The following is a 15076-nucleotide window of genomic DNA, read 5'->3' as shown; positions in this document are numbered from 1 at the left end:
GTCCCCATGACCGACACCGCCACCTACGACGCCGACCTCAAGCTCTTCATCGACGGCAGCTGGCGCGCCGGCGAGCAAGCCGATGCCGCAGCCGTGATCAACCCGGCTACCGGCGATACGATCGGCGAAGTGCCGCTCGCGTCCACCGCCGACCTTGAGGAAGCATTGGCGGCGGCCGACCGCGCCTGGCCCGCCTGGCGCGCGACCGATGTCGAGGCGCGCGGTGCGATCCTCCACAAGGCCGCCGCTCTGCTGCGCGAACGGGCGCCGGCAATCGGCGCGCTCCTCACCCAGGAGCAGGGAAAGCCGCTGCCCGAGGCGATCGGCGAGGTCTACGGCGCGGCGCAGCTGTTCGATTATTATGCCGAGGAGGCCAAGCGCTCCTACGGCCGCGTGCTGGTTCGCCCGGCCGGCCAGCGCTCGATCGTGATTCCGCAGCCGGTCGGCCCGACCGCTACCTTCACGCCGTGGAATTTCCCGATCTACCTTCTCGCCAAGAAGGTCGCGGCGGCGCTCGCGGCGGGCTGCACCGTCATTTCCAAACCGCCCGAGGAAACGCCGGGCTGCACCGGCGCGCTGGGCCGGGCGCTGGCCGATGCCGGCATTCCCAACGGCGTGTTCCAGCTGGTCCACGGGGTTCCCGACACGGTCAGCCGCCAGCTGATCGGCAGCCGGGTCATCCGCAAGATCAGCTTCACCGGCTCCATCCCCGTCGGCAAGCATCTGATGAAACTCGCCGCGGATGGAATGAAGCGAATCACCATGGAGCTTGGCGGACACGCGCCCGTGCTAGTGTTCGACGATTGCGACCTGGAAAAGACCCTGGATGCGGTCGTTCCACAGAAATTCCGCAACGCCGGCCAGGTGTGCGTCTCCCCCACCCGCTTCTACGTCCAGGAAGGGATCTACGACGCGTTCAAGCGTGGCTTCGCCGAGCGCGCCCGCCAGGTGAAGGTCGGCAATGGCATGGAGGCCGGCGTCGGCATGGGCCCGCTCGCCAACCAGCGCCGCCTGCCCGCCATCCAGCAGCTGGTCGACGACGCCAAGGCCAAGGGCGCGAGCGTGCTTGCGGGCGGTGAGCGGGGGGATGCCGGCTTCTTCTTCCAGCCGACCGTCCTCGCCGACGTGCCGCTCGAGGCGGACGTGATGAACAACGAGCCGTTCGGCCCGGTCGCGCTGATGCGCTCATTCGCCAGCGACGACGAGGCGCTCGAGCAGGCCAATCGCCTGCCATACGGCCTCGCCGCCTTCGTCTTCACCGAGAATGGCCGCCGCGCCAACCTGATGGGCGATGGGATCGAGAGCGGGATGGTGGGCATCAACACCTTCGCCATCTCGGTCGCCGACGCTCCCTTCGGCGGAATCAAGGATTCGGGCACCGGCTCCGAAGGCGGACCCGAGGGGCTGCAGAGCTACCAGGTGACCAAGGCCATCCACCAGGCGTGAGCGCCGGCGGACGTGATCCGCTGGTGGTGACCGGCGCGCTGCTTGGCGCGGTGGCGGTCATGCTTGGTGCGTTCGGCGCACATGCGCTGAAAGGGCGGCTCGATGCCGAAGCGCTCGGCTGGTGGCAGACCGCCGTGCAATATCTCTTGCCGATTGCCGTGCTGGCGGTGGCGCTGGGCGTGAGCGGGCGGACCGAGGTGCGCCTTTCCGGCTGGCTGCTCGGCGGCGGCGCGGCGCTGTTCGCGGCCACGTTGTTCGCCATGGCGCTCGGCGCGCCGCGCTGGCTTGGAGCGGTGACTCCGGTTGGCGGTGCGGCAATGATCCTGGGCTGGGCCCTGCTCGCCTGGAAAGCGTCGCGGCCGCGCCCCTGACGAGCTGTGGCCCAGCCTAGACCTGAGGCCGAGATTGCGAGTTACGGTTCGCTTGGTTAATCCTGAGGTCGTGACGACTCAGCACCTCGCCGACCGCGTCCGCGAACTGGAGGCGCAGCTTGCCGCGCTGACCCGGACGCGCGCCGACGAGGGCGACGGACCTATCCTCAAGGCGCTGCTCGACGACATGGCGAAGCGCCGTGCCGTCGAGGACCAGCTTCGCCAGGCCCACGAGTGGCTGCGGCTGGCGCAGGAAGCCGGCAAGGTCGCCGCCTACACGTTCGACTTCAGAACCCAGAAGCTTGAATGGTCGGCCTCCACCATCGCCCTTTATGGGTTCGCGGCGGGCACCGAACCAACCCTGGAGTGCTGGCTCGGCGCGATCCACCCGGACGACCGGGACCAGGTCGCAAGTGTCGCCGAGGCGGCGCTGAAGCACGGCGCGGATGTGGATCACCGGTTTCGAATGCTTCGTCCCGATGGTTCGATGCTGTGGATCCAGGATCGCGGTCGGATCATCCTGGGAGTGGACGGTCACCCCGAGCGTCTGGTCGGGATCAATGTCGACATCACCGAGCTGGTCCTGCTGGAGCAGAAGGCCACCGCCAATCAGGAACGCTTGCAGCTCGCCATGCAGGCGAAATGCATCGCCTGCTGGGAGTGGGACCCCTCCACCGGCGCCGTGGAATGGGACGAGAAGCTCGCCGCCATGGCTGGCGTCGACCCGGACTTCGGCCAGAACGTCGACGGCTTCTTCGCCCTCGTCCATCCCATGACCAGGAGCCTGTTAAGAAGGCGCTGCAGCAGGCTCTCGCCGGCACCAGGGACTACGACATCGAGTTCCGCATGGTCCGGCCCGACGGAAGCCATCGCTGGACCCACACCCGCGGGGTCGTGGTGCGGGAGTCCACCGGCAAGCCGCTGCGCATGGTCGGCGTCGACGAGGACATCACCGACCACAAGGCGCGCGAGACGGCACTGCGGGAGAACGACCGCTTCCTTCAGTCGGTGCTCGACGCCTCAACCGATTGCATCAAGGTGATCGAGCTCGACGGAACGGTGAGCTTCATGAACCGCAATGGGCAACGCGTGATGGAGGTCGCCGACGTCACCCGCCTGCTGGGCAAGCCGTGGGAACAGTTCTGGCCCGAGCCGGGCGCCGCGCACGTGCGCGATGCGCTGGTGAGGGCGGCGCGCGGGGAGCATTCGACCTTCGAGGCCTTCTGCCCCACCGCCGCGGGCACGCCCAAGTGGTGGGACGTTTCCGTTTCTCCGATCCTCGACGAAAATGGCGCGCCCTCTCGGATCGTCTCCATCTCCCGCGACATCACCGCTCGCCGCTACGCCGACGACCAGCTCAAGCTGTTCAACGCCGAGCTTCACCACCGTATCAAGAACAACCTTGCAACGATCCAGGCGATGGCGCGCGCAACGCTGCGCAACGCACCCGATGCCGCCACGTTCGAGAAGAACTTCTCCGAGCGGCTGATGGCGCTGGCCTCGACCTATGGCCTGCTTCGCACCGACAACGACGCCGCATCCCTCACCGATCTCGTCCGTAATGAGCTCAGGCCCTATGAGATGGGCTCCCAGGAGATCCGCATCACGGGGCCGGACGTGGTGCTTCCCGCCAAGAGCGCGATCACCGTCGGCATGGTGCTTCACGAGCTCACCACCAACGCGTGCAAGTATGGAAGCCTGCACGTCGAAGGCGGAGCGCTGGAGGTCTGCTGGACGCTCGACGAGAACCACACGCCCGCGCAAGTTCATCTGACCTGGACGGAGCGGAACAGCCCCTGCAGCGGAGCGCCGATCCGGAGCGGTTTCGGATCGACGCTGATCGACCGGCTGGTGCGCCAGCATCGGGGGACGCTAGAGCGCGACTGGCAAAGTGACGGGCTCAGCCTGCGGCTGACGCTTCCGCTGGCCTGAGGTCAGGCCGCGCCCTCGCGCTCGCAGTTGGCGACCTCGAGCAGCATCGTCCCGGTGGCGAGGAAGCTGAGCGCCAGCACCCACGAGAAACTGGCGACCAGTTGCTGTGTCGGGCCGAACAGATTGTAGACGAGGCTCGCGATCGACACGCCGACCACGAGCAGCGCGGCCAGCAGGAAGTCGGTGGCGGCGGCGATCGCCGTCCACTTGCGGATGGACGAGGTGCCCGCGCGCCAGGTTGCGACCAGCAGCAGCAGGCTGCGCAGCGCCAGCCAGATGATGATGATATTCACCGCCGGCAGTAGCCCGCGCCACTCACCGGTAAGGAACATGACGCCGGCACCGACCGTCAGCGCGCCAGCGGTCACGGACGGCAAGCGGGCCGCCTCGCGCTGGCTTCCGGCCACCGTCTCCATGACTCCGGCGGCAAGCAGCAACAGCCCGATCATCCTGCCCGCATGGCGCGGATCACCGAGTGGAAGGACGAACGTCACGGCCGCCACGGCGATCACCAGCCAGCCCGTGATCAGCGTCAGGATACCCCGCCGATTATCGATCCTCGCGTCACTTCCACTCTTCACCATGACGCTTCTTAACGCATGACCAGCGGACCTGGCACCCCCTTGCCGCACCCCGGCCACCAAGCTACCGCCGAGCCAATATCTGCCAATTGGAGAACGTCATGACCAAGCAGGAACTGGTGCAGAAGATGCAGGAGTCCAACGCCTATCTCCCGGGCAAGAAGGTCAAGCTGGACTTCGGTGATGAAGGCAAGATCATGCTGGACGGAACCGCGAACAGCGTCAGCGAGGACGACGGCCAGGCGGACACCACCATCAAGGTCAGCTGGGCCGACTGGCAGGCGATGGCCGCCGGTCAGCTCGACGGCATGACCGCCTTCATGACCGGCAAGCTCAAGGTCGAGGGCGACATGTCCAACGCCATGCAGCTGCAGGGCGTCGTCTCCAAGCTGCGCGGCTAAGCCGCTCACCAACGTCATCGCGAGCGGTGCGAAGCCGTCCAGTTTCCATTGGTAGCGAACTGGACTGCTTCGGCGCTGCGGCTCCTCGCCGTGACCACGATAGGAGCGCACCGATGCTCACTTTCTATTATTCCCCCGGCGCCTGCTCGCTGGTCAGCCACATCGCGCTCGAGGAAGCCGGGGCCGAGTATGAAGGCGCGCGCCTGAACCTCGCCCAGGGCGACCAGCACGGCGAGGAGTTCCTTCGCGTCAATCCGCACGCGCGGGTGCCGGCACTGGTGACGGGCCAGGGCACAATCACCGAAAATATCGCCATCCTCAACTGGATCGGCGACACTTACGGAGCCGAAGGTTCGGTGCCGGTCGGAGACCCGCTGGAGCGTGCGCGGGTGAACCAGCTGCTCGGCTGGTTCGCCAGCACGGTTCATATCTCCTTCGCCCAGCTGTTCCGGCCCGGCCGCTTCAGCCCCGACGATGAGATCCATGCCGCCATCCAGGAAGGCGGACGCGCCGCGCTGACCAGCCACTTCAACGAGCTCGACGACCTGTGCGGGGCCGGCTGGCTTGCGGGTGACGCGTTCACCGCTGCCGACAGCTATGCCGCGGTCTTCTACCGCTGGGCGGTCCGGGCCAAGTTCGACATGAGCGTCTATCCCCGCTGGTCATCGCTGGTCGGCCGGGTGATCGAGCGGCCGGCGGTGGCCCGCGCTCTTGAACAGGAAGGCCTCAAGCCGGCCGAGTTCGACTGAGCGGGGCGAAGTTGAACCAACTTTCAACTTCGCTTAGGCGAGCGCCCGACGAGGAGGGCTGAATGGCCAACAAGATCTATCCCGACGCCGGCGCCGCCCTGCACGGGCTGCTGTTCGACGGCATGACCATCGCGGCGGGCGGTTTCGGCCTCTGCGGCATCCCGGAGAGGCTGATCGATGCGCTGGTCGAAGCCAAGGTCGAGGACCTGACCATCGCCTCCAACAATGCCGGCATCGACAATGAGGGGCTCGGCAAGCTGCTCCGCACGCGGCAGGTCAGGAAGATGATCTCGTCCTACGTCGGCGAGAACAAGGAGTTCGAGCGGCAGTTTCTGGCCGGGGAGCTGGAGGTGGAGTTCTGCCCCCAGGGCACCTTGGCCGAGCGGATGCGCGCCGGCGGCGCGGGCATTCCGGGCTTCTACACCAGGACGGGCGTCGGCACCCAGGTGGCCGAGGGCAAGGAAGTGAAGAACTTCGACGGGGAGGAATATATCCTCGAGCGGGGCATTCGCGCTGACCTGGCGATCATCAAGGGCTGGAAGGCCGACGAGGCCGGTAACCTCGTCTTCCGCAAGACCGCCCGCAACTTCAACGCGCCGGCCGCCACCTGCGGCAAGGTCTGCGTCGCGGAAGTCGAGGAGATCGTGCCGGTGGGCAGCCTCGACCCCGACGGTATCCACCTGCCGAGCATCTACGTGAACCGCCTGATCCTCGGCGCCCCCTACGACAAGAAGATCGAGTTCCGCACCGTGCGGCAGCGGGAGACTGCATGATGGGCTGGACCCGCGACGAGATGGCGGCACGTGCCGCGAAGGAGCTTCAGGACGGCTTCTACGTGAACCTCGGCATCGGCATTCCGACCCTGGTCGCGAACCACGTTCCGGCGGGTATGGAGGTGACGCTTCAGTCCGAGAACGGGATGCTGGGCATCGGGCCGTTCCCCTATGAGGACGAGGTCGATCCCGACCTCATCAACGCCGGCAAGCAGACCGTCTCCGAGCTCGACAAGACGAGCTACTTTTCGAGTGCGGACAGCTTCGCCATGATCCGCGGCGGGCACATCGACCTCGCCGTGCTGGGCGGCATGGAAGTGAGCGAAGGCGGCGACCTTGCCAACTGGATGGTCCCGGGCAAGATGATCAAGGGCATGGGCGGCGCCATGGACCTGGTGGCCGGCGTCAAGAAGATCATCGTCGTCATGGAGCACAATGCCAAGGACGGCAGCCCCAAGTTCATTCCGGCCTGCACCCTGCCTCTGACGGGCAGGAATGTGGTCGACATGATCATCACCGACCTTGCCGTGTTCCAGCGCGCCGACCACCAGAGCCCGTTCCGGCTGATCGAGACCGCACCCGGCGTTTCGGCCGACGAAGTGCGGCAGAAGACCACGGCGACATTCGAAGGCTGACGGCGCGATGAAGCTGATCATCGCCAACAAGAATTATTCCAGCTGGTCGCTGCGCCCGTGGGTGCTGATGACAGCGCTCGGCATCCCGTTCGAGGAAGAGCTGGTGCAGTTCGCCGGCCTCGACAACCGCGCGGCGTTCCGGCGCTTCTCACCCAGCGGGACGGTGCCCTGCCTGGTCGACGGCACACAGACCGTGTGGGGCAGCCTGGCCATTATTCTCTACCTGGCCGATCGGCACGAAGCGGTCTGGCCACGGGAGCTGTCGGCGCGGGTGTGGGCGCAATGCGTCACCTGCGAGATGCACAGCGGCTTCCCGGCGCTGCGCAATGATTGCAGCATGAATGTCGGAGTTCGGGTGCGGCCGCGCCCCGCCAGCCCGGCCCTTGAGCGCGACGTCGAGCGCATCCGCGAGATCTTCGAGGAAGGGCTTGAGCGTTTCGGCGGTCCTTACCTGGCCGGGGCGCATTTCACCGCGGCCGACGCGTTCTTCGCCCCCGTGGTCTTTCGCATTCGGACCTATGGGCTGGAGGTGGGCCCGCTTGGGCAGGCGTGGGTCGAGCGGATGCTGGCCGAACCGGCCATGCAGGCTTGGGAAACGGCGGCATTGGCCGAGACCTACCGCGAGGAAGGGCATGAAGCCGAGCTGGCCGAAGCGGGCGTGGTGACGGCGGACTATCGGGCCAAGGCCTAAGCGGACGGAGAAGGAAGTCATGCGCGCACTGTTGAGCACGGCCCCGGGCGGACCAGAGACGCTGGCGATCACCGACCTCCCCTCCCCGACGCCGGGTGAAGGCGAACTGCTGGTCCGCGTGCGCGCGGCCGCCATCAACTATCCCGACGTGCTGATCATCGAGGACAAGTATCAGCTGAAACCCCCGCGCCCGTTCGCGCCGGGCGGCGAGATCGCGGGCGAGGTGATCGGCGTCGGCAAAGGCGTCAGCGACTGGCAGGTCGGTGATCGGCTGATCGCCGTGCCCGGCTTCGGCGGATTGGCGGAGGAGATCGTCATTCCGGCCCGAAGCGCCTTCCGACTGCCGGAGGGACGCAGCTTCACCGATGGAGCGGCGCTGCTGCTGACCTATGCCACCAGCATTCACGCGCTGTGGGACCGCGGCCATCTCCAGGCGGGTCAGACGCTGCTGGTATTGGGCGCGGCGGGCGGTGTCGGGCTGGCCGCGGTGGAACTCGGCAAGGCCCGCGGCGCGCGGGTGATCGCCGCGGTGTCCAGCGAGGACAAGGCGCGGGCCGCCCGCGACGCCGGCGCCGACGCCGCCATCGTCTACCCGCGCGGGCCGTTCGATCGCGATGGCCAGAAGGCCTTGGCCGAGCAGTTCAAGGCGGCGGTCGGACCGGCCGGGGCGGACGTCATCTATGATCCGGTCGGCGGCGATTATGCCGAACCCGCACTGCGCAGCATCGCCTGGGAGGGACGCTACCTGGTGGTCGGCTTCCCGGCCGGCATTCCAAAGCTTCCGCTCAACCTCACCCTGCTCAAGAGCTGCGATGTGTGCGGCGTCTTCTGGGGTGCGTTCGCCATGCGCGACCCGGCCGCGAACCAGGCGCATGTCGCGGAACTGTTCGCACTGTGGGATGCCGGCAAGATCGCGCCCAGGGTCAGCGCCACCTACCCGCTGGAGAGGGCCGGTGAGGCCATCGCCGCGATGGCGGCGCGGCAGGTGATCGGCAAGCTGGTGGTCGAACTCTGACCCCGCTTGGTTGAGTTGCGGCCCCTCCCCGCCTATCTCGCCAGCCAAACGAGAACAGGGGACGCCACGATGACCACCTTCGACGACCGCGAAAAAGCCTTCGAAGCCAAGTTCGCCCATGACGAGGACATGAAGTTCCGCATGCTTGCGCGCCGCAACCGGCTGCTCGGAACCTGGGCGGCGGGGCTGATGGGTCTGTCCGACGTCGAGGCGGACGCCTACGCCAAGGACGTGGTGCGCGCCGATTTCGAGGAAGCGGGCGACGAGGACGTCATTCGCAAGGTTCTTGGCGACCTCACCAGCGCCGGCGTCGACACCGACGAGGCGACCATCCGTGAGCAGCTCGGGCACAAGGCCGACGAGGCCCGCCGCCAGCTGATGGCGGGGAGCTGATCCCCCATGCCGATGGCCGCCGATGACATCGCCGACCTGATCCGCGCTGCCCTGCCGGACGCGGAGGTCACCATCCGTGACCTGGCCGGCGATGGCGATCATTATGCGGCGCGGGTCGTCAGCGCCGCCTTTGCCGGAATGCCGCGCGTCCGCCAGCACCAGCTGGTCTATCGCGCGTTGGGGGGACGAATGGGGGAAGAGCTTCACGCGCTGCAGCTCGAAACTGCGGCGCCTGCAACGGAGTAACATCAATGACCGACGCTTCCGCCCGAATCGACGAACTGGTGAAGGCCAGCCCCGTCGTCCTGTTCATGAAGGGCACCCAATTCTTTCCGCAGTGCGGCTTCTCCAGCCGCGCGGTCGCGATCCTCGACCGGCTTGGCGCCGATTATCAGACGGTGGACGTGCTGCAGGACGCGGAGATCCGCCAGGGGATCAAGGCCTATTCCGACTGGCCGACCATTCCGCAGCTCTACGTCAACGGTGAGTTCGTGGGCGGCTCGGACATCATGATGGAGATGTACGAGAGTGGCGAGCTGCAACAGCTGGTCGGCACTCCCGCCGCTTAACCGCGTTGTGCGAGCGTTCTGAACGAAGAAGGGACGGCAACCCGGGACCAGAGAAACCGGAGTGCCGTCCCTTCCGATTGGCGTGGAACCAATGTGGACAGCTTCAGTGTTGCAGGCTGTGTGCCAAATGCGCGTGATTAGCGGAAAATAGGGATTTCTTCATGCGGTCGCAGCACGGCCAATCTCCTGAGTGTCAAACTTTCCGACGGATTTGCCCCGCGTGAGCCCGGCCGCAGCCTCACCTCCACGCCTGATTTGCGACCTGACCCAGAGCTGGTCCGCGGTCGGCGGCGGCGTTGGCACCTATCTTCGGGCCAAGCGCGCCCACATCCTTGCCGAGACCCCACACCGCCACCTGATGGTCCTCCCCGCCGACCGCGACTGGGTGGAGGAAAGCGACGGTGGACGCGCCATCACGGCCTGGATCAAGTCGCCGCACGTCCCCTTCAGCCCCAATTACCGCCTGCTGCTCCGCAATGGCGCGGTGCGCGAGGCGCTGGAGCGCTTCCGCCCGGACGTCATCGAATGCCAGGACGCCTATAATCTGCCGTGGGTCGCGCTCGGCCATCGCCGCCGCTTTCCCGAGACCGCGCTGGTTGCCGGCTACATGACGGACTTCCCGACGGTCTACGCGAGGCGTCCCATCTCCAAGGCCGTGGGCACGCGGCTGGGCGAGGCCGCGGGCAGGCTGTGCTATTCCTATTGTGGCAAGCTCTATCGCCAGTTCGATGCGGTCTACGCCTTGTCCGATGCCGGCGGCGGCGCGCGCTTGCGGTCACTCGGCGTCGACCCTGTTCACATCCTTCCGCTCGGCGTGGAGCTTGGCGATTTCGGCTCAAGCCGGCGCGACCCGGCCCTGCGGAAGCGGCTCGGGATAGGTGATGACCAGCCGCTGCTGATCTATGTCGGCCGGATGGACGTGGAGAAGCGACCCGACGTCGTGGTCGAGGCGTTCCGCCAGCTGCCCCCCGAACTCGACGCCCGGCTGGTCCTGCTTGGACAGGGACCCATGCTCGAGCAGATCGCGCGTCTCAACGATCCGCGCATCGTCACCCCGGGCTTCGTCACCGATCGGGCGGAGCTGGCCCGCTGGCTCGCCTCCAGCGACATCTACGTATCGGCCATGCCGAACGAGACGTTCGGCGTTTCGGTGATCGAGGCGCAGGCGTCGGGCCTGCCGGTCGTTGGCGTCAGCGGCGGCGCGATGCCGGAGCGCGTTCGGCCAGGTATGGGCCTGCTCGGCCCTGTCGGAGACCCGGCGGCGATGGCCGCCAACATCGCGGAGGTCTGGCGTTCGGACCGGACCGCGATGGGACGGCTCGCGCGCGACTATGTCGCGGGCGAATTCACCTGGCGCCACAGCATGGACGTGCTGTTCGGCGAGGTGATCCCGGCCGCGCAGAACCGCCGCCGCCTGGCCGCGCACGAGGCCTCCGCGGGATTGCGCGGTTCCGCCGTCCGCATCTGACCTGTTCAGCGGCGGTTTATCGGTCATCATCAACCTTCCTTGGTTCCATGCCAGAGGAGCCGTTTCGATGATCTTTCTGCTTGCCGCCGCCGCCCAGGCCGCAACGCCGCCAGCGCCGCCCGCGCCGCCCGCGCCCGAGCAGCGGCAGGTCGTCGTCGTCCGCAAGGTCGGACCGGACGGCAAGGTCACCGAGCAGCGGCTTGAGGGCGCCGACGCCGCGAGGATCGCCGGCGTGCGCCAGAATTGCGACCCCAACCGCACTTTCTCCAGTGAGGTCGATCGGACCGTCGGCGGAAAGCGCCAGGTCAGCCGCATCCGCGTATGCGCCAATCGGGCGGAGAGCCCGGCGCAGTGGCAGCAGGCCCTGCGCGACACCATGGCAAGGGTGCGCAACGACCCGAACCTCTCACCCGAGGTTCGTGCGAGGGTGGTCAACGAACTGGTGATCGCGCTCGACAAGGCCGGGCGCCCGTAAGCGCCCGCCTGCAGCCTTCCCCGCCGCCGCCAAGCTGCTAAGCGCTGAATGGTGGACGCGCCCTACGGACAGCTGATCGAAGTGGAGCCCGGTGTGGCGCGGCTGCTTGCGCCCAATCCGTCGCCATACACCTTCACCGGCACCCAGGTGCATCTGGTCGGCCAGAGCGAGCTTGCCATCATCGATCCAGGGCCCGCTGAACCGGGGCATCTGGACGCGCTGGTCGCCGCCATCGCCGGACGCCCGGTGGCAGCGATCCTCGTCACCCATACGCACCGCGATCACTCGCCGGGCGCCGCGCCGCTGGCCGAACGCACCGGCGCGCCGGTGATCGGCTGTGCTCCGCTGGTGGTGGAGGGTGATCAGGAATCGGGTTTCGACCGCAGCTATGCGCCCGACCGGGTGCTGGCTGATGGCGAAAGCGTCACCGTTGACGGGCGCACGCTCACCGCCGTCCACACCCCTGGCCACACCAGCAACCACCTCTGCTTCGCCGACGATGCGGCCGGCCTGCTGTTCACCGGGGATCATGTGATGGGCTGGTCGACCAGCGTCGTCATCCCGCCGGACGGGAACATGGGCGATTACCTCGCCAGCCTCATGCGCCTGCGCGAACGAACCCATGACCGCCTCTACCTGCCCGCGCATGGAGACCCGGTCGGCGACCCGCACCGGCTGGTGCGGGGGATGATCAGCCACCGGCTGCAACGCGAGCGGCAGCTGCTGCGCCTGCTCGACGAATATGGCTCCTCCACCCTCGAGGCGCTCGTCGGCTGGGCCTATCCCGCACTCGACAAACGGCTGATCCCTGCCGCCCAGGCGACCGCGCTCGCCCACCTGCTGGACCTTCAGGCGCGCGGGCTCGTTCGCGAAGCGATGGAGCAATGGATGCCCGCGTCATGACGGCCTCGGTCGAGCGCCTGCCGCTGACCACCGTCGTCAAGACGCTGATCACCGCGGCCCTCCTGATCGGAGCCGGCTACTGGCTGGCGCGCTACTTCGACCGGGAGGAGCAGCGGAAGGTCGCCACCAGCGACGTCGACCGGTTGGTCGTGGCCCTGCGCGACAATCGCAACCGCCTCGAGGTCTACAAGATGGCCGGTACGGTCACCACCAAGCGCCGCACCACCGGCGGGATCGGCGACATCCTGACCGGCGGAATCACGGTCAAGCAGCCCTGGTCGCTGTCCTACTTCGTCGACATGGGCGAGATCGGGCTGGACGATTACATCTGGGACGAACGCACGCGCACTCTGCTCGTGCGGGCGCCGGCGGCGAAGCCGGACGCACCCAACATCGACGAGAGCCGTCAGGTGGTGGCCTATAACGGTCCGCTGATCACGCGCGACATGCAGAGCCGCCTGCGCACCGGCATCGCGATCGGCGCGCGTCAGCAGGCCTCCGCCGAGGCCGACAAGCCAGCCAATCGCGCCGCGGCCGACGAAGCCGCTCGCAAGGCCATCGCCCGCAACCTCGAGGCGCCGCTTCGGGCAGCGGGGCTCGGCGACGTGTCGGTCGAGGTGCGCGGGCCGCCGGAGGACCGCCGCAGCGGCGAGCGGTGGGACGTCAGCCGGTCCATCGCCGACGTGCTTGAAGAGCGTTCGCGCCGCTAACAATCGGCGGAAGACTGTGGTAAACGACCCCCGACGCGTGAGGTCTGGGGACAAGGCCCTGCGCTGCAAAAGCAGGGGAATACATCATCATGGCAACGCATGCCGCCACCACCACGACCGCTCGGACCGGCCGGGGTTACATGGCCGATCAGCGATTCTTTACCCGTTACGCCATCTTCCTGGCCGCCTTCATCCTGTTCGGCTTCATCCAGTTCGAGCTGCGCGGCTTTGTCGACTTCCGCACCGTGCCGGCCTTTCTCCACCTTCATGGCGGACTGATGGTCAGCTGGCTCGGCATGTTCGTTCTGCAAAGCGTGCTGATCAGCCGGATGCAGGTGCAGTTGCACCGGACGCTGGGCTGGGTCGCCATGGCGCTGGCAGCGGCGATCGTGGTGGTCGGCAGCTATACCGGGATCCACGCGATCTCTCTTGGCATCGTTCCGCCCTTCTTCACCCCGGCATTCTTCCTGTCGCTGAACCAGATCGACATCGCGGCTTTCGCGCTGATGGTCGTGCTTGCCGTCAGCTATCGCCGGCAGGTCCAGTGGCATCGTCGGCTGATGATCGGCACCGGCTTCATCATTGCCGAGCCGGCGCTGGGCCGGCTGCTGCCGATGCCGCTGCTCGGCCAGACCTGGGGCGAGATGCTCGCGCTGGCGGTGCAGCTGGGCTTCATCGCGGTCATCGCCCGGCACGATCGCAAGCAGTTGGGCCAGGTCCATCCGGCGACGCTGGTGGTCGCCGCCGTGCTGGTCGGCTCGCACCTGCTGATCGAGGTCGCCTCGCGCCTGCCGGTGACGGCCCAGCTTGCCGCGAGCATTGCGGCGGGCTGACCTCGCGCATATCTCGGCCGGGCGGGCGACCGGCCCGCCGGGAGAGTAGGACCAGTGACCGCGCCAACCACCAGCCTCAAGGGCACCGACCTGCTGGGCGAGATCAAGCGCCTCAAGGAAGAGCGCAACGCGGTCATCCTCGCCCATTATTACCAGAAGCCCGAGATCCAGGACCTCGCGGACTTCGTCGGCGACAGCCTCGACCTGTCCCGTAAGGCGGCGGCGACCGATGCCGACGTGATCGCCTTCTGCGGCGTCCGCTTCATGGCGGAAACGGCCAAGATCCTCAGCCCTGAGAAGACCGTCATCCTGCCCGACATGGATGCTGGCTGCAGCCTCGAGGACAGCTGTCCGCCCGACCAGTTCGCCGCCTTCCGCGCGGCGCATCCGGACCATATCGCGCTGACATACATCAACTGTTCGGCGGCGGTGAAGGCGCTCAGCGACATCATCGTGACCTCGTCCAGCGCCGACGTGATCCTCAGCCAGATCCCCAAGGATCAGAAGATCATCTTCGGACCCGACCGGCACCTTGGCGGCTATCTGGCGCGCAAGACCGGTCGGGACATGCTGCTGTGGCCCGGCATCTGCATCGTCCACCAGGCCTTCAGCGAGACCGAGCTGCTGAAGCTCAAGGCGCAATATCCCGGCGCTCCGGTCGCGGCGCACCCGGAATGCCCGCCGCACATCGTCGACCATGCCGACCATGTCGGCTCGACCCGCGCGATCCTCGACTTCGCGGTGAACTCACCCAGCGATGTGATCCTGGTCGCGACCGAGCCGCACATCATCCACCAGATGGAGAAGGCCGCGCCGCACAAGACCTTCATCGGTGTCCCGGGCGGGGACGGCAACTGCAACTGCAACATGTGCCCCTACATGGCGCTGAACACGCTGGAGAAATTGTACGTCGCGCTGCGCGACCTGACCCCGCGGGTTGAGCTCTCCACCGAGCTGATGGACAAGGCGCGAGTGCCGCTGGAGCGGATGCTGGAGATGGCGGGCCGAACCGTCGGCCAGGGAGACGTCGGACGGCCGATCCTCAGCAGCAGCGAAGGCGAGGCAGTGGTTCCAGTCCGCGACTGACGGCGGAAACCATCGCCAACCTGTCGCGTTGATTTCGGGAGCTAT

General features: G+C 67.2%; 19 protein-coding genes and 1 pseudogene. 19 read left to right on the top strand and 1 reads right to left on the bottom strand.

Annotated features, from left to right (window positions below; genetic code table 11):
* The first annotated feature begins 6 nt into the window (after positions 1-6).
* The 4 genes and pseudogenes from M8312_RS13005 to M8312_RS12990 all read left to right on the top strand — a co-directional run bounded on the left by M8312_RS13005 (position 7) and on the right by M8312_RS12990 (position 3749).
* Entirely contained in the window at positions 7-1446 is a 1440-nt protein-coding gene (locus M8312_RS13005; protein ID WP_250118106.1) for an NAD-dependent succinate-semialdehyde dehydrogenase, read from the top strand.
* Entirely contained in the window at positions 1443-1817 is a 375-nt protein-coding gene (locus M8312_RS13000; RefSeq protein ID WP_502957426.1) for a DUF423 domain-containing protein, read from the top strand. The genes M8312_RS13005 and M8312_RS13000 overlap by 4 nt, the downstream gene beginning before the upstream one ends.
* 187 nt (positions 1818-2004) lie before the next feature.
* Positions 2005-2355, top strand: a pseudogene (locus M8312_RS14525) (PAS domain-containing protein); the annotation flags it as partial.
* Between the two features lie 104 nt (positions 2356-2459).
* A complete protein-coding gene (locus tag M8312_RS12990; protein WP_502957425.1) occupies positions 2460-3749 on the top strand; it encodes a sensor histidine kinase in 1290 nt (429 codons plus the stop codon).
* 2 nt (positions 3750-3751) lie between these two features.
* Here M8312_RS12990 and M8312_RS12985 read toward each other — a convergent pair whose 3' ends face one another.
* The gene (locus tag M8312_RS12985) at positions 3752-4333 is read right to left on the bottom strand and encodes a hypothetical protein (RefSeq protein ID WP_250118103.1); all 582 of its coding nucleotides are present in this window, start codon (positions 4331-4333) and stop codon (positions 3752-3754) included.
* Positions 4334-4431: 98 nt separating this feature from the next.
* On the opposite strand from M8312_RS12985, the gene M8312_RS12980 reads away from it, so the two are divergent.
* The 15 genes from M8312_RS12980 to nadA all read left to right on the top strand — a co-directional run bounded on the left by M8312_RS12980 (position 4432) and on the right by nadA (position 15031).
* Positions 4432-4731 (top strand): SCP2 sterol-binding domain-containing protein, encoded by a 300-nt coding sequence (locus M8312_RS12980; protein ID WP_250118102.1) that lies wholly within the window; start codon positions 4432-4434, stop codon positions 4729-4731.
* 113 nt (positions 4732-4844) lie between these two features.
* Complete coding sequence (locus tag M8312_RS12975) at positions 4845-5480, top strand: glutathione S-transferase family protein (RefSeq protein ID WP_250118101.1); 636 nt, start codon at positions 4845-4847, stop codon at positions 5478-5480.
* Between the two features lie 62 nt (positions 5481-5542).
* Positions 5543-6253 (top strand): CoA transferase subunit A, encoded by a 711-nt coding sequence (locus M8312_RS12970; RefSeq protein ID WP_250118100.1) that lies wholly within the window; start codon positions 5543-5545, stop codon positions 6251-6253.
* Complete coding sequence (locus M8312_RS12965; protein ID WP_250119787.1) at positions 6253-6888, top strand: CoA transferase subunit B; 636 nt, start codon at positions 6253-6255, stop codon at positions 6886-6888. Before M8312_RS12970 ends, M8312_RS12965 begins: the two co-directional genes overlap by 1 nt.
* Before the next feature lie 7 nt (positions 6889-6895).
* Positions 6896-7579 (top strand): glutathione S-transferase family protein, encoded by a 684-nt coding sequence (locus tag M8312_RS12960; RefSeq protein WP_250118099.1) that lies wholly within the window; start codon positions 6896-6898, stop codon positions 7577-7579.
* A gap of 19 nt (positions 7580-7598) precedes the next feature.
* Positions 7599-8594, top strand: a complete 996-nt coding sequence (locus tag M8312_RS12955) for an NADPH:quinone oxidoreductase family protein (protein ID WP_250118098.1) — start codon at positions 7599-7601, stop codon at positions 8592-8594.
* A gap of 69 nt (positions 8595-8663) precedes the next feature.
* Positions 8664-8987: a DUF1476 domain-containing protein gene (locus tag M8312_RS12950; protein WP_250118097.1), complete on the top strand. Its 324-nt coding sequence runs from the start codon at positions 8664-8666 to the stop codon at positions 8985-8987.
* Between the two features lie 6 nt (positions 8988-8993).
* Positions 8994-9233, top strand: a complete 240-nt coding sequence (locus tag M8312_RS12945) for a BolA family protein (protein ID WP_250118096.1) — start codon at positions 8994-8996, stop codon at positions 9231-9233.
* A 5-nt stretch (positions 9234-9238) separates the two neighbouring features.
* On the top strand, positions 9239-9556 hold the full coding sequence (gene grxD, locus M8312_RS12940; protein ID WP_250118095.1) for a Grx4 family monothiol glutaredoxin: 318 nt from the start codon (positions 9239-9241) through the stop codon (positions 9554-9556).
* A gap of 220 nt (positions 9557-9776) precedes the next feature.
* A complete protein-coding gene (locus M8312_RS12935) occupies positions 9777-11024 on the top strand; it encodes a glycosyltransferase (RefSeq protein ID WP_250118094.1) in 1248 nt (415 codons plus the stop codon).
* 67 nt (positions 11025-11091) lie between these two features.
* Positions 11092-11499: a hypothetical protein gene (locus M8312_RS12930; protein ID WP_250118093.1), complete on the top strand. Its 408-nt coding sequence runs from the start codon at positions 11092-11094 to the stop codon at positions 11497-11499.
* A gap of 48 nt (positions 11500-11547) precedes the next feature.
* Positions 11548-12402 (top strand): MBL fold metallo-hydrolase, encoded by an 855-nt coding sequence (locus M8312_RS12925; protein WP_250118092.1) that lies wholly within the window; start codon positions 11548-11550, stop codon positions 12400-12402.
* Positions 12384-13112 (top strand): hypothetical protein, encoded by a 729-nt coding sequence (locus M8312_RS12920; protein WP_250118091.1) that lies wholly within the window; start codon positions 12384-12386, stop codon positions 13110-13112. Before M8312_RS12925 ends, M8312_RS12920 begins: the two co-directional genes overlap by 19 nt.
* 89 nt (positions 13113-13201) lie before the next feature.
* A complete protein-coding gene (locus tag M8312_RS12915; protein WP_250118090.1) occupies positions 13202-13945 on the top strand; it encodes a hypothetical protein in 744 nt (247 codons plus the stop codon).
* Positions 13946-13999: 54 nt separating this feature from the next.
* Complete coding sequence (gene nadA / locus M8312_RS12910; protein ID WP_250118089.1) at positions 14000-15031, top strand: quinolinate synthase NadA; 1032 nt, start codon at positions 14000-14002, stop codon at positions 15029-15031.
* The last annotated feature ends 45 nt before the right edge of the window (positions 15032-15076 follow it).

The sequence above is a fragment of the Sphingomonas sp. KRR8 genome, from assembly GCF_023559245.1.
Taxonomy (GTDB): Bacteria; Pseudomonadota; Alphaproteobacteria; order Sphingomonadales; family Sphingomonadaceae; genus Sphingomicrobium.
Note: the sequence above shows the minus strand (reverse complement) of the source record. Positions and strands in the feature narration are given on the sequence as shown.